The following is a 19,593-nucleotide window of genomic DNA, read 5'->3' as shown; positions in this document are numbered from 1 at the left end:
TCTTCATATTTTACATGAAAATGCAAGATTCGGAGAACAAGTTATTTAGGTGCCAGCTCCGCAGCGATAGTGAGCGCTTCAAGAAGACTCCGCTCATCCGCGATATTTTTTCCGGCTATGTCAAAAGCTGTCCCATGATCGACCGAGGTTCGTATGACCCCGTAATTTAAACCAACCGTAATATTCACCCCAGCTTCAAGTCCAAGAACCTTCACCGGAGCGTGGCCCTGGTCGTGATAGCATGCTACGACAACGTCAAAATCGCCCCGGCCTGCACGAAAAAACAGCGTATCTGCCGGATAAGGCCCTTCCACGTTGATATTTTCCTCCTGAGCCTTCTGAATGCCAGGGAGCAGCTGCTTTTCTTCTTCTCCATATCCAAACAAACCGTTCTCCCCAGCATGTGGGTTAATACCGCATACAGCAATTTTAGGATTGGAAAAGCCGGCCTTTGAGAGTGTGCTGTGAGCGAGACGAATGACGTTATACGTGCGTTCGGGCGTTATTGCTTCAATGGCATCCTTCAATCCCAGATGGGTTGTGAGATGAATAACCTTCAGATTGGGCGCAGAAAGCATCATGGAATAATCCTTCGTGCCTGTCAAATCAGCAAGAATTTCTGTATGTCCCGGATAATTGTATCCTGCTCCCTGAAGAGCTTCCTTATTTAACGGAGCCGTACAGATAGCATCAATACGCTTCTCCATAGCAAGCTGCACTGCTTTTTCCAAATATAAAAATGCATGCTTGCCCGCCTCGAAGGATAACTTACCAAAGGGAAGATCAGGGTCTAAATCACCTACCTGGAGGCAATTAATTACTGAAGGATCCACTTTCGCCTCTGAAGGATCTGATATGGACACTACTGTCTGGCCGGTATTCGTAATTTTTATTACGTCTTCAAGACGTCCGGTGTCACCGATGACCACGGGCGTGCAATATTCATAAACAGAAGCACCTGCCAGAGCTTTTACAATAATTTCTGGTCCTACTCCTGCAGCATCTCCCATCGTAATTCCAATAACTGGCTTTGTCATTTTAAAATTTCTCCTCTCAGTGTTTCGATCGCATGAATGAACGTACTTTCCGTACCAAAAGCCCCTGCTTTCGTAATGGCGATAGGATTATAATACCCGCGTAGTCTTCCCACGGGTATACCAGGTTCAAATTCCTGAAACAATTCAAATTCTATGCTTTCCAGTGAAAGGCACACCGCTCTGGCTACGTCCCCGCCCGTCATTAAGATCGAATCAAACGTTTCAATATCGAAAATCAGGCGTGTTAACCTGCCCAACCCTTCAGCAATTTTTTTCGTGGCTTCCGCCATCGGGATATTTATTTCTTCCGCTTTTTCTTTAACATTCTCTACAGCCATTTTAGTCGTATCCGTGGAAATAAGCATTACTGGATGACTACGCTCTGAAACAGCCTGAAGAATTTCTTTTATGGAAGGATCATACTGCCATCCGGGATCCAAAAAAATTTCCGGCGGTACCGACCACCCGGGGTAATCCGCCTCCAGGCGGGCTTTCTGTTTTTGAGTTATACTGCTGCGGCTTCCAGCTACAACCAAAACGGACTCACACTCATTTAACCTTTCTGCTTTTTCAGAGGAGGCTTCGCTCCCGCTTAATCCGCAAACATCAGGTAAAAATTTCATGAGGCCGGCAGAACCAGCCCAGATAAAATCGTTCCCGGTGGCTGCAAGCACCCGGCTCTGGCTTAACATCAGCTCCTCCGTTTCCCCGTCGAAGCTAAGATATACTACGCCTTCCCCTTTCAGACGTTTAAGCAGCTCTGCAAGTTCACCAGAGTATAGTTCATCTTCATTTAGATGATAAGCTTTATAACTGCTTTGCAATTGAAGAAGAGCAGTAACTTTTGAAGAACTGACGCTCTGATTAGGAAAAGTAGATATGCCGGTTTCCTTTAAAGCTTTGTCATTTACATATAAATTTCCATTTCTAACTGTTCTTCCATTCTCGGGATAAGCAGGGTTGAGCAGGATAAAATCCGGTAAAAACGCATCATACAGCGCGTCCAATTCATGTCCAATGTTCCCTCTCATCGTAGAGTCAATTTTTTTATACATTAATGCCGGGGGATTCACAGTAATTGGCCCGACAGCTTCTTTAACCGTCCGGTAGGCTTCTTCGGAGGTTATTTCCCTCGAATCTGTGTCAATGATAAGTGCTTCTTTATTTACAAAATCACTTGTATCGCTTGCATTAATGGCAACAGAGGGGCGGTAACCGTATTGAACGCACTGTACCCCCGAGTCATTCGCTCCCGTTAGATCATCAGCGATTATACATATATCCATATTAAGATCACCTCGTCTGGCAAAAATAAGAGGACTTCATGTTTTGAAATCCTCTCATTTTACGTTAAATGTCATTGAAGATACGTTTGAAGCTTTCCTTTTTTCTCCAAACGCTTTACAAGAAAGCCTACATAAATAGGCAATAGTATAGCAGTAGTCACGACACTGGCTGCCACCTGGACGGTAGCCACGGATTCCACACTGGCGAAGGCGGCATTGGCGGAAGCTATCGCTGCCGGAGTCGCAACTGAGTTACCTGCTGAGGAGCCCTCCGAAGCCCCTACAATCGGGTTCCAGTTGAACAGCTTGAACACCCAGTAGCCAGCGGTTCCAGTTAGAAATACAGTCATAAATCCAAGGACGATGCCGCCGAGTCCCCCCGCTAAAATGTCCGCAAAGTTAATTCCCATACCCAGCGCGAAGGCGAAAAACGGAATCAGCATGTTGCTCCCAGAGTCCAGAAAGTCTCTCATTTCTTCATCCAGATTTCCTAAAACCGCCCCAATCACAATTGGCAAAAGCACCGCAACGAAATCAATGACCGAAAATAAACCATCTACAAAGCCCATTGCACCAAAAATCGATAACGCCACCATCGTAAGAAAAGGGCCGTCATTAAGCGCCAGTATGGAGTAGGCCGCCCTGTCGTCTCCTTTGCCGTACTGCCCGACAAGCGCTACATACAATCCACCATTACTATTTGTCATGGCTGCGATAATAGCTAAAGGGGCAAGCCCTAGAAATAAACCATCCGTACCGGCAAAAGCATAAGCAATCAAGCCGAAAGCAGCCCCTACCGCCCATTTGACTGTCAATAACGTGACACCTTTACCTATCGTGGTTCCTACGTTCCTTACGTTTATTTGCGCTCCCGCACAAAGTAAAAATAATGCAATTAGCACTAACGCACCGTCAACAAAAAGTTCTTGAGTAAAACCTCCGATACGCAGCATACCAGGGAAAAAGGTGTTAATTAGGGCCCCAAGTAACAAAGGAACTACCATCATGCCTCCAGGAATTTTCTCCATATTCGCTTTAATACGCATTATACAACCTCCTTTTTATTTTTGCAATTTGCAACAGTATATATAATAGCGCTTACATGTTGAAATATAAAACATATCGACTATTTTTTCAACTGCAAATACAAAAATTCAAAAAACAGTTGCAAAATAAAACAAATCATATAGTTTAGTTAAACGCAATGGAAAAATGGGCAAGCAATTCCCCGTCTGCTGCATGAAGCTCGGATTCGTTCAAACCTGTGCCACTCCTTTAATATGAACTATGAGAAGCAAACCGACTTTATTAAGACGAAGGAACTTCCTTCCTTAGAAAGTTAAATACTTAGATGACAATAATATAAAAAAGCCACCTCTATTAGTTAGAGACGGCTCTTATGTATGCTTTCTATAAAATAACCAGCGATGCTGGATGCGTCTTTTCGTAAAACTACCGCTGCTGACCCTGACGAAGATCTCAGTTTTTTGACAGCACCAGTCTGCTCTAATCCATTGACACAATCGTCTAGTTCCTTGGCGTGTACGGGAAATGACAGCTTGCGGGTTACCTGCCTCACCAGCGCAGACATTTCCATTTCACCATCATTTGCTTCCAGGCAGGTAATGACCGCCTGTTTTAAATCCTGCGTGCGCATTCATTTTCCCTCTTTCTCTTTCTTTGCCAGAAGCGGCTGACCGCTCCTATCTTTATCCTTATTAGCTGCGTTAACCTTTTTTACCGCTGGGCTGCAAATATACGATACTGCCTTGGCGTGCAGCCATGAATGCTTTTAAAGCACACCCCAAAATAGCTGGCGCTCGAAAACCGCAGGCGCTCAGCGATTGATTTCACCGGTTGGGCGGTCGCCTGCAGAAGGTATGCCGCCTCCTCGGCCCGTTTATAGGTCACGTAGTTCGGAATGGACGTGCCCAGTTCTTCGTTGACCAGCCGGGAAATATGACTATGGGAGATGCCGAGCTGACTGGCCAGTATCTCCGTATTCAATTCCTGGTAGATCTGCTGATTTACGAGTGTAATAAACCTTGAAATGATCGGGTTATTGTAGGACTGGAAATCATCGTTCCAGGTCGTATCAAGCATACCATCTACCAGCACGTTGATTCCTTCATAAAAATCCTCTTCCCGCTCCCATTCTTCCATGACATTGATCAGGGCTACCGAAGCGGCCAGCGCCTTTTTATTATAAGAAAATGTCTGGGTGTACCGGTCCAGAAAGCCGCCAATTAGAAAGAAGTAATACTGCTTCAGCACCAGCAGGCGTTTGTCATCCTCCGGCTCCAGCAAAATGATCCGGTAAATGGCTGCCAGTTCTTTTTTGGCCTCTTTTTTGCGGCTGCGGAAGATGCAGTCGAAAAAGCGGTTCTGTGCCATATACAGCTGCACCAGATCTTCGTTTTCGGCCTGTTCCATTTTCTTTATCTCCCGATCATACAGCGAACGGAACCGTTCATAATTCATGCTCATCGCAGATGTTCCTTTATCTTATGTATTAGGCTGTCCTTATAAACATACTACATTTTGCGTTCATTATCTATTAATTATAATTCATAAAATATCAATAATTCATCTTTTCTGTTAAAAATAGCGGATTTTTGGGTGGCTTTGTTTTGCGGTGGGGAGCTTTCTGCTTTTATTTTTCAATACATAATTTATCCGGTAATTAAAGAATAAAAACCAATTAATGATAATTTAACTAATATTAATTCAATATACTTATTATTTTCCTATTTTTCATATTTTTAAGAAAACTTTGTTTATTAGGTATACCAACTTATTATTCTATGGTAGTATGGCCTTGTATTGAAATCGCTTTCATTCTTGAAGGGGGGTCAGCTTACATCACTTTGAATCTAGGGCTTCATAATTAAGGGGGATATTATGAAAAACAATAAACAATTCATCGCTTCCGGACTGGCTGTGGCTTTAATCAGTAGTGGCGCAGCTACTGCTTCCGCTGACGAAGGAGAAAATGTATCTGCACTGGATGTACCTGCATTAAAAGACAGCTATAATGATTCTTTTCCCATGGGTGCTGCCGTAGAGCCTGAGCATTTGACCGGCACGCAGGGAGAAATTCTTGAAAAGCATTATAATAGCCTCGTTGCTGAGAATGTGATGAAGCCTATCTCTTTACAGCCGGAGGAAGGGGAATTTGATTGGGAAGAAGCCGATCAGATCGTTGCTTTTTCCAAGGAACATAATATGGAGCTTCGTTTTCATACACTGCTTTGGCACGAACAGGTCCCGGATTGGTTTTTTATCGATGAAGATGGTAATGAAATGGTAGAAGAAACAGATCCGGAGCAGCAGGAAGCCAATAAAGAATTGCTTCTAGAGAGACTTGATACACACATTGAAGCTGTCATGACCCGTTATAAAGATGATATTGACGCCTGGGACGTTGTAAATGAAGTTATTGATCCGGAGGCTGAAAACGAGGAAGGGCTCCGCGAATCCCCGTGGTATCAAATTACGGGCAAAGAATACATTAAAACCGCGTTTGAGTCGGCACGCGAACACGGCGGCGAAGATGCCAAGCTGTATATAAACGATTACAATACCAATGAATCTCCAAAAAAAGAGCACCTGTATGATCTTGTCACCGAATTGCAGGACGAAGGCGTACCAATTGACGGAGTCGGTCACCAAACACACATTAATGTTTCCTGGCCCGAAACGGAAAGCATCGAAGACTCTATAGAGCTGTTTTCGGACCTTGGCCTGGATAATCAGATCACCGAATTGGATATGAGCGTTTACCCGTATCCTCCAAGCGGCGAGTACAAAAGCTATGAGGAAATTCCGGATGACGTACTAGCCCAGCAGGCGGACCGCTATCAGGAGCTGTTTCAGTCATTTACAGATTTAGACGACCAAATCAGCAATGTCACTTTCTGGGGGATTGCCGATAACCATACCTGGCTCGACGATCAATTCGATGATCAGGAAACACCTGGCAAAGATGCCCCATTTGTATTTGATGTCGATTATAACGTGAAGCCGGCATACTGGGCATTAGACGAAACGCCTTCCTCTCCGGCTGAGCTTGAAGATAATGCTGCAGCCGCAGAATCTGAGGATACGGAGGGCGGAGAACTTCCTGAAACCTCCACCAATCAGCTTGCTTATGTGCTTGCAGGAGGCCTTCTTACGATCGCTTCGATAACCGGACTTCTCTATCGGCGCAGGAAAGCAGTTTAACCCACCCTATTTATAACAGCAAATCAAACAAAACGAGTGCGGGAGCATGTCATTATTACTCCTGCACTCGTTTTTTCAGTTATTTTCGGAATAGCTCAAAAGCATGGCGCTGATTTTTTACCTTTATTCATCCATCCCCATCGACTTTTTGTATCCTTCCAGATACGGCATTTCGGAAGGGCTCCCCATCTCAAAGCCGCCCATTGTCCGGTGCCACAACGGGTAAATCGGTGCCGGACGCGCGACGGATTCGATCCGGTCATGCTCATCCTGCGTTAAATACATATCTGCCGACGCCAGATTTTCGCGCAGCTGCTCTTCGTTGCGGGCTGCGATTACGATCGGGCCGACATTCGGACGGTCCTTCACCCACGCATAGGCGATTTGCGGCACAGTGGCGTTTCGTCCTTCGGCCACTTCCTCGAGCGCGTCAATCACCTGATACAGGCGCTCTTCATCCTGAATCCACGGCTCCGGCCACCCGCCGCCCTGGCGGGTATTTGCCGGTGCTTTTTTGTTCCGCCCGATTTTTCCCGTCAGCAGTCCTTCCCCAAGCGGGCTCCAGATCATTGAACTCACGCCAAGCTCCCGGCCTGCCGGCAGCAGCTCATATTCCGCTTCACGAGCCTCCGGCGTGTAGTAGATCTGCTGAGTGACCGGCGGAATGTAGCCCGGACGCTCTGCGACGGTAAACGTTCTTGCCAGCGCCCATCCGCTGTAGTTGGAAACGCCCCAGTACCGGATTTTTCCGGATTTCACGAGGTTGGTCATTGTTTCCACGGTTTCCTCCACCGGCGTGCGGCCGTCCCAGAGGTGGACAAAATATACATCCAGATGATCGGTGCCCAGCCGTTCCAGCGTCCGATCGATGGACGCTTCAATGTTGCTTCGGGATGCACCGAAAGCGTTCGGATCATTATCAAAATGAAAGCCGGTTTTGGATGTCAGAAGCACTTCGTTCCGCCGGCCTTTAATGGCAGACCCCAAAACGCGCTCGGCATCGCCCTTCGAATACAGATTCGCGGTATCAAACATGTTCATGCCTGCCTCAAGCGATATATCCACGATACGGCGGGCGTCCTTTTCATCAATGCTTCCGGTCGCTTCAAAGCCGTTCGTGCCGCTGAAGGGAATGGTTCCGAGTATATACTTCGGCACGCGCAGGCCAGAGTTTCCAAGATAAATATATTCCATAGTTAAAGCCTCCTGTGTGTTAAATCATTCCTCTGACTGTCCGGTCACCTTCTGTACTTTCAATTACTTTGTTCTTATACCTTGAATGATTTTTCTGCAAACATTTGTAAACGAATACTTTTTAAATTCAGCTCAGGATAAAATGCTTCAGCTTGTGATGCTTTACACTCGCTTTTATGGTATGATTTTATTTAATTTCCTTTTATTGGATTAAAAGTTTGTATTGCCGCGTTTTAGGAGGTGACATTATGAAGGAAAAACTGGAGACCGGACGGCTGCTGATGAGAATTCCGGATCCTTCCAGGGATACAGACACTGTTTTCCAGGGCATCCGGCAGTCCCATTCCAGTCTTAAAACCTGGATGAGCGCCTTTCAGGAGCCTCCAACGCCTGCGGGTACTGAAGCCTTTTTAACGGAAGCCTGCGCACAATTTTCCAAAAAGCAGAAGCTGCGCTATCTGTTATTTGAAAAACAGCACTGTTCCTTCGTCGGAAGCGTTGTTTTTCAGGAAATTGACTGGCACGTTCCGCGCTGTGAGCTTGGCTACTGGATCCTGGACCCTTATCAGCGCAGAGGATTTGCACTCGAGACTGTCACGGAAGCTGTCCGTTACGCTTTGGAGGATCTGGGAATGAACCGGATCGAAGCCTGGACAGATGAGCGGAATTATCCAAGCACCGCCCTGCTTGAGAAGGCCGGCTTTCATTTGGACGGCATATTTAAAAATGATGAACGGTCCGCTGACGGTACGTCTTTAATAAATTCTGCAGTGTATTCGATTACTACTTAGAACAAAGCTACAGCCTACGGTGTTCTAAATTAGCACTTTTGGCATGAGTAATTATTATAGAAAAGGGGTATTTATTCAGATATGGGGATTAACCCCTGAATAGAATTGTTTATAGTTACAGCTGACTGAATAATATTCATTTTTATCTGCACCTGATTCAGGTAAAAGAAAAAATGCTTTTTAGGGTTTCCATTCTATGGATTGGAATGGCCTTTTCACTGCATTAAAGGAGTTATTTAAAATATGTCTTCCATCGTATTCGGTTATACTTTTTATGAACAGGAGCTGATCATCGGGACAGCTGTAAGCCTGGATCCTTACCTTCACGGACAGGAAGTACACATGTTTGAAAGCATCGACAAATTGTTTCAGGCTCTTCATCCATTCGCGGTGAACGGGACTCCTGTATGTTTTCTGTCTGATGCCCGTGTGTTGAAAGCCCCGTGGGCCTCATATGATCTAAGCCACAACACGAAGACGCCGCAATGCTTCCATACGTTTGACGACGATAACGGCCAGCCGCTTTTCAAATAAACAGCGGAAAATTAATAAAGAGCTGAAGCCGGAGGATGATCTCCGGCTTCAGCTCTTTTACTGTTTTTAGGCTTCCCTCTTAGTAAGGGTCCGACGGAATACCGTGCTCTTCAGCCTGCTTGACGCCTTCTTCTGTTTTCGTGGCGCCTGCCGGTCCTCCGTGCGTGGCGTCCTGGTCAGCGCCGTCAGAGGAGCTGCTGTTTTTCAGCCCTTCTTCGACCCGGCGGCCGTATTCCTCATCGCACTTTTTGAAGTGGCCAATCATTTCCTCCTGAATTTCCTTTTTACACGGAATCAGGTTATCAACGAGGTTTTTGATTAATTCATCTTTTTCCCATTCCTTAAACTTGCGGAATGTTTCTCCCGCCTGCCGGTAAGGATTTTGACGCTCGATGGCTTCTTTTTTCACTTCCCCTTCGGTATAAGGAGTGTGCGGCTTGCCGCTCATCTCCGCTTCCTTCAGGTTATTCAGCGTGGAAGGCTCGTAGTTCACGTGCGGATTCTGTCCTTCGTCATTATCGACTTTATACGACATCTGTCCGCCGCGCTGGTTCGTGGCGACTTTTTTCTTCGCCTGGTTGATCGGCAGCTGCAGATAGTTCGCACCGACGCGGTACCGCTGCGTATCGGAGTATGAGAACGTACGTCCCTGCAGCATTTTGTCATCGGAGAAATCCATGCCGTCGACAAGGACGCCGGTACCGAATGCCACCTGTTCCACTTCGTTGAAATAGTCCTCCGGATTGCGGTCAAGCACGAGCTTGCCGACCGGGATCCACGGGAACTGCTCCTTCGGCCACAGCTTCGTATCGTCGAGCGGGTCAAAGTCGAGCTCCGGATGATCGTCGTCGCTCATTACCTGCACGCGAAGCTCCCATTCCGGATAATTGCCTTCCTCGATCGCTTCGTACAGATCCTGGGTGGCGTGGTTGAAGTTTTTGCTCTGGATGCTGTCCGCTTCTTCCTGGGTCAGGTTGCGGATGCCCTGAACCGGTTCAAAGTGATATTTCACGAGCACCGCTTCTCCGTCTTCGTTCACCCATTTGTACGTGTTCACCCCGGAGCCCTGCATCTGCCGGTAGTTGGCCGGAATGCCCCACGGGGAGAATAAAAACGTCAGCATGTGCATTGATTCGGGCGTCTGCGACATAAAGTCGAAGATCCGCTCGCTGTCCTGCACGTTCGTTACCGGATCGGGCTTTAATGCGTGAATGACGTCTGGAAATTTGATGGCGTCCCGGATAAAAAAGACCTTCAGGTTGTTGCCGACGAGATCCCAGTTGCCGTCCTCGGTATAAAATTTCACGGCAAATCCGCGTGGATCGCGGAGTGTTTCCGGGGAAGTCCCGCCGTGGATAACAGTGGAAAAGCGTACAAACGCAGGTGTCCGCTTGCCTTCCTCCTGAAAGATTTTCGCGCGTGTATATTTGGAAATCGGTTCATCGCCAAAGGAACCGTACGCTTCAAAATAGCCGTGGGCGCCTGCGCCACGGGCGTGCACTACCCGCTCCGGTACACGTTCGCGGTCAAAATGGCTGATTTTTTCGAGGAATTCATAGTTTTCAAGCGTTGTTGGCCCGCGATTGCCGACGGTTTTCGAGTTTTGGTTGTCCCGGACAGGATGACCCTGTCTGGTGGTGAGTGTTCCGTCTTCATTTGTATTCTGCTTATCGTTGTTTTTTTCTTCGTCGTGTTCGCGTTCATTATCGCGATCTTTACTCAATGTATATACCTCCTTTATAAATCTATTGATTTTTACCCGGGGTTATTATGATTTAAACGATTTTTTTGAATTTTTTAAATTCAAGGTATATAGCTATATACCCTAACACAGCAGTCTTTCAAGGAGTATATAACATTCCTGAGACCAGAACGAGGCCGGCAGGATCTTCTTCCCTGCCGGCCTCGTTCTTTGTTAAATCATGTAGTCCCAGGAGTCCTGCTTCGGCTCCGCGGGTGTTTTAAACGGGACGTTGCCCTCGTGTTCCAGAAAGCCTTCGAGGGTCTGGTATTTAATTGCTTCAGCGTATTTTTCATCCCATCCGGCCCGCAGCAGCAGATCCCGGACCGGACCCTTCAGCTCGACGAACCATACCTTCACGTCCGGGTCCCGGCGGAACATTTCAATAATCTGTTCGAGAGCGCCAATGCCAGTAGTGTCAATGTCGTTCACCCCGGACATATCAATCGCGGCCTTCAGCCCGCCGCTCTCTGTTTTACGGCGGTCCTGAATCGTTTTTTCCACCATTTTCACAAAATAGCCGACGTTCGAAAAATGAATGCGCGTGTCCGCCCGGACGAGCACCGTACCCGGCACCCGCTTAGCATTCGGGAACCGCTGCAGATCCAGGTAGCTGTGAGTATCCTCCTCATAGCCGATCTCCACGATGTTCGGCCGGGAAATGTGGCGAAGCAGCAGCAGGATCGAAAAGCCAATTCCAATTAAAAGCCCCCACTGAATGCCGACGAGAAGCGTAGCAGCAAACGTTACAACCCATATCCATCCGTCCTCTGGCTTCACCCGGAAGGCGTCCTTTAGGGACCGGATGTTAATCAGCCCGGCGACCGAAACGAGAATAATGGCTGCAAGTACCGCGTACGGCAGAAAGTAGAATAAAGACGTGAAAAAGAGAAGCGTGACAAGCACCCCGGCAGCGGTAATAATCATCGCTGCCTGTGAAGCTGCTCCTGTACGGTAGCTGATGGCACTTCTTGAAAAGCTTCCGGTCACCGCGTAGGAGGAAAAAAACGGACCGGCAATATTGGCATACCCGATCGCCCGGATCTCTTTGTTCAGGTTTACACCAAAATCGTTTTTATCGCTCAGCGTTTTTGTGATCGCAAGCGTCTCCATCATCGCAATCAATGCAATCGTCAGGGCAGTCGGGATTAACACCTGCACATCCGCAAGGTTAAAGCCCGGCACGGTAAAATCCGGAAGGCCCTGGGGCACTTCCCCGACGACACTCACTCCCTGGTTATCGAGGCGAAAAAGCCCGACTGCCGCAATGCTCAGTACGACGACAATGAGAGAAACCGGGAGATTGCGTTTTACTTTCCGGCCCCCGATCAGCACCAGCAGGCTCAAGGTTCCAACAAGCAGGGTCGGGATATGTACCTGGGGCAGATGGACGATCACATCCCGCAAAAGCGGGATAATCTGCGTCTGGCTGCCGACACTGATCCCCATAAACTGCCCGAGCTGGCTCATGCCGATCGCAATCGCCACCGCCGAGGTGAAACCGCTGATTACGTTCGGCGAAATAAATTTCACAAACGCGGCGGCATTCAGCAGGCCAAGCGCTACCTGCATCACCCCGACCATGACCGTCAGCAGCAGCACGAGTGCCACGTAATCCGGCGTCGCCGGCTCAGCGTACAGCGACACCCCGGAAAAAACAAGAATCGACGCCATCGCCACCGGCCCGATAGCCAGATGCTTTGATCCGCCGAACAGGGCGTAGATTAAAAGCGGAAGCAGCGAGGCATACAGCCCCATCACCGGCGGCAGGCCGGCGAGAACGGCGTAGGCCATTCCCTGCGGCACAATCATAATAAAAATCGTAAAGCCCGCAGCCATATCCTTTTTCAGCGACTGATTATTGTACTCCTGCGGCATGCTTAATATGTTTTTTGTCCTCCGGTGCATAAATCCTTCCTTCTTTCTCCGTGAACTTGCAAAGTGTTCAATCTCTCTCTTATAAATCATGAACCATAACTGCTTAAAAGAAAAGCCCGCGCCGTACCTTTTTGTAAAAACAGACTAACGCCGCCAGCAACACAAAGGCAGACACCCGGAGGTCCCTGCCTTATTTTTCCCATTCGTTTTTCAGCTCTTCTTTGATTTCGGCTTTCAACTGCTCATATGCGGCTTCATCCATCTGTTTCTTCTTTGCACGAAGCAAACGTTCACCAAATGCTTTTATGTTGAAAGCAATCATCAGCAGAGCGCCAACGATCAGCATATCCATAAGCAAGTCCACGGCTCTTCCCTCCTCAAGACAACGTGACTTCAACCTAGCCGCTGTTCTGTAAAAAGGCTTTAATTTGTTCACGGTGCGCGTCGGTGTCCGCCCTGGCCTCTTCTGAATAGGAGAGGGAATAGGTGCCTCCCTTCGCGTAAAACGTGTACGTAATCGGCCCACTCTGGATATCCCGGCCCACCGGACGTCCCCCAATACTGAGCACGTCATCGTGAGCGCCGAATACCATCTGATCGCCCGCTTCGTAATTTAAAATAATGTGAATGTCGTTGCTGTTGATGCCGTACACAAGCCGTGTACTGTAGTCCTCTTCATACCGGTGCCGGTTGCCCGCGTCCTGAAAATAAGGAAGAAGCTCGTCCTCTTCTTCCTCGCTGTACCAAATCTCCACTTCTTCGGGCTCCCCCTCTTCATTCTCGTTAATCTGCGCCCTCGAAACCGGTGCATCGTTCAACAACGGAAGCGGCACTTCTTCTCCCCATTCCGTTTCTATATTTCCAGGGACATCTTCCTCTTCCTCCGTATAGTAAGAAGGCACGGAACAGGCGCTTAAAAGAATGAATATGCCGGCTGCCCCGGCAGAAAAGATCTTTTTCATCATGTATTTCCTCCGCTCGCATGATTGGCGTAACCATCCCGATAGTAAAGCTACCGGCTTTTTTTCACCACCCGGGTTCCCGCAAGAAAATCATGCACTGCCCGTTTGTCCTTACGGACAAGCACCATAATTATACTCGTGATCATCAGTATGTATAGAGTAATTCCGTACAAAATATTAGCTACGAGCACGCGCATCAGCATTGCCCCGATGCCAAGCTTCCTTCCGTCCATTTTCACAATCTGAATGCCCATGGCATACTTCCCGACCGTCTGGCCCTGCCATACTATCGGCAGAATCATGGAATATAGAAGCGATCCGGCACCGGAAAATATATCGACATTCACTTCATCGAGGTTGATCCATAGCATGGCCAGCATACTTATGAGAAGGATGGGGAGAGAAAGCAGGAGGCCGTCAATAACAATAGCGAGCAGCCTGCTGCCAAACCCGGCAGGTTCCTGTTGCATACATACACTCCTTTAATCACTCTTATTGTAAGCTCTTCTTTTATATTTTTTCATAATAAGCTAATTTTTGGAAGTGACAATCTCCCCGTTTCCTTAACTTTCCAACGAAGTTCTCAGCTGCCCGGGAACAACGCAGTGTTCAGCCGGCCCATCACCAGCACATTGTAAAACGAACCACGGGCAAAATGGGCTTTACGGAGCGTCCCTTCTGGTTCAAACCCGCGGCTTTTATACAGCTGTACTGCGCGCGTGTTTTCTTCCACCACATCGAGCTCCAGCCGGAATAAGCCTAAATAATTATCGGCGATATCCAGCAGATGATCAAGCAGACGGCTGCCGATCCCCCGGTTCTGAAACTCATCGTGCACCGCCATGGCAGTCATGCCGTAGTAATGCAGCTTACCGCTCAGCACCTCCAGAGAGCCGATACCGACGACGCGGCCGCCGTACTCGGCGAACGATCACATGATCGTTCGCCGTCAGCCCTTCGATAAATGACTGGTTGGAGGCTCTTCGCTCCGAAGGGAGTCCCAGCGTATAATGCATGACAGAGGGCTGGCGCCGGAGAATATTAATTTCTTTTTCATCTTCTGCTGTGACGGGGCGCAGAATAATTTGTTCGCTCATAGTCGCATCCCTTCATTTCTTTCGGTAAATTGGTTTATTATTCCAGGCTAACAGGCTGCATCCAGTATATCGCTCTCATGCCAGCTGTCAAAAAATAGGTTTACTTTTCCAGACCGGATGTTTACACTAAAAGTAACAAAATATTGGTTTTGCAGATGAATGTATTGGGAGAGCCTGTAGAATATTACAGCACCGAAGGAGCAATTCTTCCCACCAGCCGGTAAGAAAAAACTCTCAGGTACCAGGACCAGTACAGGATGCACCTCTGGAGAAGGTACGCGTACCTGCCGAAGAAGAAAATTCTTGCCAAAGAATGAAATCTTTCAGGCACACAGACAGAGAAACGGCGATTCAGGCCGTTTCTCTGTCTTTTTTTGTATTAATGTAATCGTTTTCAATTCAAATTTGGAGGAATCGTTATGGAGTTTGACAGCTGTTTTGATATTATCGGCCCGATTATGGTCGGTCCTTCGAGCTCTCACACAGCGGGGGTCGTATCGATCGGGAAATTTGTGCACGACTGGCTGGGAGAGGTCACAGATGTGACAATCACGTTCTACGGCTCTCTCGCCTCCACCTATCAGGGACACGGCTCGGACAAAGCCATAATCGGCGGCCTGCTCGGATTATCCGCCCACGACACCAACGTCCGGAGTGCGTATGCGCTGGCCAAAGACGCAGGCCTTCGTTACGACTTCCAGTTCTGTCCGGGCACTCCAGGCGGATGCCACCCGAACACTGTACATCTTCAGGCATCGTCCGGCATAGAAACCGTCCGCGTATCCGGCGCCTCCATCGGCGGCGGAGTGGCCTGCATTTATGGAATTAACGGTCATGACACCAGCATTAATTTGGGAACGGGTCCGGATATTTTAACGATTGCAGCCCGAACGAAAAAGGAGGCTTCATTTATATGAACGATACCATTGAAAGTATTGTACAGGAATGCATGGCTCAGGACATTTCCATTGGCGAATGGATGCTGCGCCGTGAGGTTCGCCGCTCCGATTTTTCCCGGGAGCAGATTTTCGGACGCATGCAGGAGCGGCTGCGGGTAATGAAGCAGGCGGTCCGGGACGGAGTGAGTAACATTACGGAAACAGAGAGCAGGCTCTCGGGCGGTGATGCTTACCGGATGCATCAGTATAATCAAAACACCGACCCGTTATCCGGACCGGTCATCAGCACGGCGATGGAAGCAGCGATGGCCACGTCGGAAAGCAACGCAAAAATGGGCCTTATCGTCGCAACTCCCACGGCCGGGTCCGCAGGTATACTACCGGGCATTCTGGTCTCTCTCCAGGATAACCGCAGCATCGATGATGACACTCTGACGATGGGGCTGTTCACAGCAAGTGCCATCGGTTACGTATTTGCGAATCACGCCTTTATTTCCGGCGCGGCAGGCGGCTGTCAGGCGGAAATTGGCTCAGCGACGGCCATGGCTGCGGGCACGATTACGGAGCTGCAGCATGGCTCCCCAGAGCAGGCAGCCCACGCCACCGCAATAGCAATGAAGTCCCTTCTCGGACTCGTATGTGATCCGGCTGCCGGGCTCGTCGAAGTGCCGTGCGTGAAAAGAAACGTCATCGGCACCTCCATCGCTTTTTCAGCGGCCGATATGGCTTTAGCAGGCATAACCAGCCGCATCCCCTGCGATGAAGTTATTCAGACGATGCATACGATCGGCCGCGACATGCCGGGCAGCCTGAAAGAGACTGCTGAAGGAGGGCTTGCCCAGACCCCGACGGGAAAAGAAGCCACCCGGAGGCTGTTTCAGCGGCCCTGCAGCTTATGACTCCCGAGCTCTAAATTCCACATAAGAGGTGAAGCTATGAACGAACGCCGTTTTTTTCAAATCTGGTTCGGCACTCTCACTCTCGTCAGCTTATTGTTTACGTACTGGGCTATAGCGGTTTCCGCCCTTCTTTTAGGCATTTTCTGCTTTATTTCTCCAAGGCCCGATGAAAAGTAAACCCCTTAAACAACTCAAAAACGGCTTGAATATGGCTCCCGCCAGGATCAAGCCGTTTTCTTTACTGTTCATATTCTATTTAAATTCCATGCATTCTGCTTTCTGTTTCACCCCTGACGTGCTATTCTTACTATAAGTCCCTATAAAGGAGGTCATTGCCATCGACCATTTTGCATATGTACTTCAACGTCCCAAAAACCAGGTATACATAGGAACAGCCGCCGATATCCGCTCACGCTTCGGCAGCTCGGAACCCGTTTATTTTTGTTCCGAGGATGAACTGCTCGCCAGCTTAAACGCCTTTCGCGATGAAGAGCTTATCATCACTACCGTTAGTGACCTTCCAGTGATTAAACAAAAATGGGACGATAAAAACCACTACACACTTTAATGGCGCATATAGATCCCCGGCGGGATTACTCCACCGGGGATCTTTTGATTTACTGAAGCGGTGCAGTGTGCGCCCGTTGGATCGAAGCGATCGCCGGGTCAACGACATGAACGTCGCAGGGAGCGTGCTTCACCACCGTTTTTGTGGTGGTGTTTCCCTGTATCGCCTGGCCGAGGGCATTGCCGCCGGACTGCCCGAGAATGATAAGATCCGGGTCAACCCTTTCACAGAGCTGGTTCACGAGACGTTTTTTCGGCACTCCATTGTCCAGGACGGTTTTTACCCGCGGTACGCCTTTTTCTTCGGCGTTTTTCCGGTACGCTTCAAGCCGGTATTCTGCTTCTGCGTGCAGCCGCCTGATGCCGATCGGGTCCATCCATCCGAGCGAGGAATATTCATTATAATGAAACACATAGGCGAGCGTCAGGTCGGCATCGTGTTTAACCGCGACACGGCACGCTTCGTCAAAGGCATCAACATTAGGGTTACTGAGCACATCAAGCGCTGCCAGGATATGGCTGTATTGTTTCAATCCATTTCACCTCTTAAATTTTTATAAAATAAAAGCCAAAAAGCACAGAGGTCTCCCTTTAGTACTTTTTGGCTTATGTTGCAGGCTTATGGATTCCCGACATTTCCGCCGCTATGGCTTGTATTTATTACCATATTCCCAGGCGGTTTCAATACTCAAACTAAAAATATTGCGTTTTTATAATTTTCATTCATTTTCACATATCATTCGAGGTTTTAAATAATTGTTAAGCGGATACAATATAATTGAAATATGGTTGCAGGAGGATCGTATGAACAAACATCATCTTTTAAACCAGCTTAATGCTCTAAAACAGCAATGGGTCCAAAAAGAAATTTCTCTTCGGGAATACTTACAGCAGCGTTTGAATCTGCGTCAGCAGCTGAACAAAAGGCACGATGAAAAATAACAAAAAACAGGCAGCGGCTTCCTCCCGCTGCCTGTTTTTTCTATCCCGCAATTATTCCGTTATCCAGGTGGTCACCTGTTCCACCGGCTTCCGGTGCCCTTCCTTCATCTCCCGCATCGGATAGCCGATATAAATCAGTCCGAGTACTTTTCCCCGCCGCCCCAGGCCGAACAGATCGTTCATGTTCGGATGATAGCAGTGCGCCCCGGTGCGCCAGAAGGCCGCCAGCCCTAGGGCATGCGCAGCAAGCAGCATGTTCTGGATGGAGGCGTATACTGCGCCGTACTCTTCAAGCGTATCCACCCGCTCTTCCTCAGACGGCTCGGCTGCCACTGCAATCACGACCGGTGCCCGCATCGGCTTCTCCTTCTGCTTTTCGAGATTCTTTTGCTTTTCCATTTTTTCTTCCGGCGTCATACCTTCCGCGGCGATGGCGGCCATCGCTTCCCCGAGCTGCCTGCGCCCGTCACCGGTCATGACGAAATACCGCCACGGCTCCGTTTTGTGATGCGACGGCGCCCAGGTGCCGGCTTCGAGCACCTGCGCGATGATATCCTCCGGTACTTCGGTTTGTTCTACTAGTCCGTTACTGCGGCGTGAATGAATTGCTGTCAGTACATCCATTCTGCTCCATCTCCTTCATATTGAATGACACTCTGTTCAGCTTACTCTGCGGGCGGGCCGAACTTTCCCTCGTGAAAGTCCCGGTACGCCTGCCTGATTTCTTCCATACTGCTCATCACAAACGGACCGTACGGTACAATCCCTTCACGGATAGGTTCACCGGAGTACACGAGCAGTCTCGTCCGGCGCTTGTGGGCTTTAATGCGGAGCGTCGAGAGCGCTTCCGGATCTCCGTTATCCTCGAAGGTGAGCGTCGCCACGTCATGCTTGTTGACGGTACCATCCGCCACATCGGCACTGCCGGAGAGCGTGTATAAAAAGGCATTATGGTTTTCCGGCAGATGATGCACGTATTCCGCTCCCTCCGATAAATTAATTTCGGTCAGCGTGATTGGGACGAGCGAGTTCAGCGGCCCTTCTTCCCCGGCGACGGTCCCGGAAAAAACCTTTAAATATCCGCCGTCAATTTGTACGGTTGGAGCCTCTTCTCCGTATACATTCTGGTAGATGGTATCGGTATTTCGCTGGTCCTTCGGCAGGTTCAGCCACAGCTGCAGGGTATGGGCGATATCATTTTCCACCCCGTCCTCTGCATGGCGGGCCGCCCAGCCGGCATTCATATACTGCACGTCGCCGGGCTCGAGAATGTCACGGCCGCCGCCGTTGTCAATGTGCTCAAGCCTTCCGTCCACCACATACGTAACGGTTTGAAAGCCACGGTGCGGATGATCCGGGAACGTGCCCTTCTTGAACCAGTCCTCGGCCATTAAAATGAACGGATCAAACTCCTTCCACCGGTCCACCGGCAGCACCCACCCCTTCTGAATGGAAGGAAAACCGAATTCCTCGTACTGTACCGTCCATTTATCACGGATCCGGCGCTGAAACAAATGCTGTTGATGCGCCATGAATAATCCC

The 19,593-nt window shown here is 48.8% G+C and carries 23 protein-coding genes and 2 riboswitches; of the genes, 7 read left to right on the top strand and 16 right to left on the bottom strand.

Annotated features, from left to right (window positions below; translation table 11 throughout):
- Positions 1-41: 41 nt before the first annotated feature.
- The 5 genes from pdxA to ACTRXI_RS01635 all read right to left on the bottom strand — a co-directional run bounded on the left by pdxA (position 42) and on the right by ACTRXI_RS01635 (position 4,810).
- Entirely contained in the window at positions 42-1,037 is a 996-nt protein-coding gene (gene pdxA / locus ACTRXI_RS01655; RefSeq protein ID WP_474260750.1) for a 4-hydroxythreonine-4-phosphate dehydrogenase PdxA, read from the bottom strand.
- Positions 1,034-2,323 carry a four-carbon acid sugar kinase family protein gene (locus ACTRXI_RS01650; RefSeq protein ID WP_474260749.1) on the bottom strand — a complete coding sequence of 430 codons (1,290 nt, stop codon included), beginning with the start codon at positions 2,321-2,323 and terminating at the stop codon, positions 1,034-1,036. The genes pdxA and ACTRXI_RS01650 overlap by 4 nt, the downstream gene beginning before the upstream one ends.
- A 71-nt stretch (positions 2,324-2,394) precedes the next feature.
- On the bottom strand, positions 2,395-3,369 hold the full coding sequence (locus ACTRXI_RS01645) for a 2-keto-3-deoxygluconate permease (protein WP_474260748.1): 975 nt from the start codon (positions 3,367-3,369) through the stop codon (positions 2,395-2,397).
- Positions 3,370-3,707: 338 nt separating this feature from the next.
- The gene (locus ACTRXI_RS01640; RefSeq protein ID WP_474260747.1) at positions 3,708-3,980 is read right to left on the bottom strand and encodes a hypothetical protein; all 273 of its coding nucleotides are present in this window, start codon (positions 3,978-3,980) and stop codon (positions 3,708-3,710) included.
- Between the two features lie 80 nt (positions 3,981-4,060).
- Positions 4,061-4,810, bottom strand: a complete 750-nt coding sequence (locus tag ACTRXI_RS01635) for a helix-turn-helix transcriptional regulator (RefSeq protein ID WP_474260746.1) — start codon at positions 4,808-4,810, stop codon at positions 4,061-4,063.
- Positions 4,811-5,224: 414 nt separating this feature from the next.
- Between ACTRXI_RS01635 and ACTRXI_RS01630 the strand changes: the two genes are divergently transcribed.
- Positions 5,225-6,547, top strand: a complete 1,323-nt coding sequence (locus ACTRXI_RS01630) for an endo-1,4-beta-xylanase (RefSeq protein WP_474260745.1) — start codon at positions 5,225-5,227, stop codon at positions 6,545-6,547.
- A 123-nt stretch (positions 6,548-6,670) separates the two neighbouring features.
- Here the strand turns inward: ACTRXI_RS01630 and ACTRXI_RS01625 are convergent, their stop codons facing one another.
- Positions 6,671-7,741, bottom strand: a complete 1,071-nt coding sequence (locus ACTRXI_RS01625) for an aldo/keto reductase (RefSeq protein WP_474260744.1) — start codon at positions 7,739-7,741, stop codon at positions 6,671-6,673.
- A 248-nt stretch (positions 7,742-7,989) separates the two neighbouring features.
- Between ACTRXI_RS01625 and ACTRXI_RS01620 the strand changes: the two genes are divergently transcribed.
- Complete coding sequence (locus tag ACTRXI_RS01620) at positions 7,990-8,532, top strand: GNAT family N-acetyltransferase (protein WP_474260742.1); 543 nt, start codon at positions 7,990-7,992, stop codon at positions 8,530-8,532.
- Between the two features lie 243 nt (positions 8,533-8,775).
- Entirely contained in the window at positions 8,776-9,066 is a 291-nt protein-coding gene (locus tag ACTRXI_RS01615; protein ID WP_474260740.1) for a hypothetical protein, read from the top strand.
- A gap of 79 nt (positions 9,067-9,145) precedes the next feature.
- On the opposite strand, the gene ACTRXI_RS01610 is transcribed toward ACTRXI_RS01615, so the two are convergent.
- The 7 genes from ACTRXI_RS01610 to ACTRXI_RS01580 all read right to left on the bottom strand — a co-directional run bounded on the left by ACTRXI_RS01610 (position 9,146) and on the right by ACTRXI_RS01580 (position 14,744).
- Positions 9,146-10,789 (bottom strand): catalase, encoded by a 1,644-nt coding sequence (locus ACTRXI_RS01610; RefSeq protein WP_474260739.1) that lies wholly within the window; start codon positions 10,787-10,789, stop codon positions 9,146-9,148.
- Between the two features lie 192 nt (positions 10,790-10,981).
- Positions 10,982-12,715, bottom strand: a complete 1,734-nt coding sequence (locus ACTRXI_RS01605) for a SulP family inorganic anion transporter (protein ID WP_474260738.1) — start codon at positions 12,713-12,715, stop codon at positions 10,982-10,984.
- Positions 12,716-12,875: 160 nt separating this feature from the next.
- A complete protein-coding gene (locus tag ACTRXI_RS01600) occupies positions 12,876-13,049 on the bottom strand; it encodes a hypothetical protein (protein WP_474260737.1) in 174 nt (57 codons plus the stop codon).
- Positions 13,050-13,083: 34 nt separating this feature from the next.
- On the bottom strand, positions 13,084-13,650 hold the full coding sequence (locus tag ACTRXI_RS01595) for a hypothetical protein (RefSeq protein ID WP_474260735.1): 567 nt from the start codon (positions 13,648-13,650) through the stop codon (positions 13,084-13,086).
- Positions 13,651-13,697: 47 nt separating this feature from the next.
- A complete protein-coding gene (locus ACTRXI_RS01590) occupies positions 13,698-14,117 on the bottom strand; it encodes an RDD family protein (RefSeq protein ID WP_474260734.1) in 420 nt (139 codons plus the stop codon).
- 113 nt (positions 14,118-14,230) lie between these two features.
- Complete coding sequence (locus tag ACTRXI_RS01585; protein ID WP_474260733.1) at positions 14,231-14,530, bottom strand: GNAT family N-acetyltransferase; 300 nt, start codon at positions 14,528-14,530, stop codon at positions 14,231-14,233.
- Positions 14,517-14,744 (bottom strand): hypothetical protein, encoded by a 228-nt coding sequence (locus ACTRXI_RS01580; RefSeq protein ID WP_474260732.1) that lies wholly within the window; start codon positions 14,742-14,744, stop codon positions 14,517-14,519. Before ACTRXI_RS01580 ends, ACTRXI_RS01585 begins: the two co-directional genes overlap by 14 nt.
- A 155-nt stretch (positions 14,745-14,899) precedes the next feature.
- Positions 14,900-15,004, top strand: a riboswitch (glycine riboswitch).
- 3 nt (positions 15,005-15,007) lie between these two features.
- Positions 15,008-15,085, top strand: a riboswitch (glycine riboswitch).
- 78 nt (positions 15,086-15,163) lie between these two features.
- On the opposite strand from ACTRXI_RS01580, the gene ACTRXI_RS01575 reads away from it, so the two are divergent.
- The 3 genes from ACTRXI_RS01575 to ACTRXI_RS01565 are packed head-to-tail and all read left to right on the top strand — an operon-like array spanning position 15,164 to position 16,719.
- The gene (locus ACTRXI_RS01575) at positions 15,164-15,661 is read left to right on the top strand and encodes a serine dehydratase beta chain (RefSeq protein WP_474260730.1); all 498 of its coding nucleotides are present in this window, start codon (positions 15,164-15,166) and stop codon (positions 15,659-15,661) included.
- Complete coding sequence (gene sdaAA, locus ACTRXI_RS01570) at positions 15,658-16,542, top strand: L-serine ammonia-lyase, iron-sulfur-dependent, subunit alpha (RefSeq protein ID WP_474260729.1); 885 nt, start codon at positions 15,658-15,660, stop codon at positions 16,540-16,542. The genes ACTRXI_RS01575 and sdaAA overlap by 4 nt, the downstream gene beginning before the upstream one ends.
- 36 nt (positions 16,543-16,578) lie before the next feature.
- Positions 16,579-16,719 carry a hypothetical protein gene (locus ACTRXI_RS01565; protein WP_474260728.1) on the top strand — a complete coding sequence of 47 codons (141 nt, stop codon included), beginning with the start codon at positions 16,579-16,581 and terminating at the stop codon, positions 16,717-16,719.
- Between the two features lie 440 nt (positions 16,720-17,159).
- Here the strand turns inward: ACTRXI_RS01565 and ACTRXI_RS01560 are convergent, their stop codons facing one another.
- Complete coding sequence (locus tag ACTRXI_RS01560) at positions 17,160-17,642, bottom strand: universal stress protein (RefSeq protein ID WP_474260727.1); 483 nt, start codon at positions 17,640-17,642, stop codon at positions 17,160-17,162.
- Positions 17,643-17,913: 271 nt separating this feature from the next.
- Here ACTRXI_RS01560 and ACTRXI_RS01555 point away from each other — a divergent pair, with 271 nt between their 5' ends.
- Positions 17,914-18,051 carry a hypothetical protein gene (locus ACTRXI_RS01555; RefSeq protein ID WP_474260726.1) on the top strand — a complete coding sequence of 46 codons (138 nt, stop codon included), beginning with the start codon at positions 17,914-17,916 and terminating at the stop codon, positions 18,049-18,051.
- Between the two features lie 51 nt (positions 18,052-18,102).
- On the opposite strand, the gene ACTRXI_RS01550 is transcribed toward ACTRXI_RS01555, so the two are convergent.
- Both ACTRXI_RS01550 and ACTRXI_RS01545 read right to left on the bottom strand, forming a co-directional pair.
- Positions 18,103-18,675 (bottom strand): nitroreductase family protein, encoded by a 573-nt coding sequence (locus ACTRXI_RS01550; protein WP_474260725.1) that lies wholly within the window; start codon positions 18,673-18,675, stop codon positions 18,103-18,105.
- 41 nt (positions 18,676-18,716) lie between these two features.
- Complete coding sequence (locus tag ACTRXI_RS01545) at positions 18,717-19,583, bottom strand: pirin family protein (RefSeq protein WP_474260724.1); 867 nt, start codon at positions 19,581-19,583, stop codon at positions 18,717-18,719.
- Positions 19,584-19,593: the final 10 nt, after the last annotated feature.

The organism is Marinococcus sp. LNHM4E3-1 (genome assembly GCF_056034405.1).
Note: the sequence above shows the minus strand (reverse complement) of the source record. Positions and strands in the feature narration are given on the sequence as shown.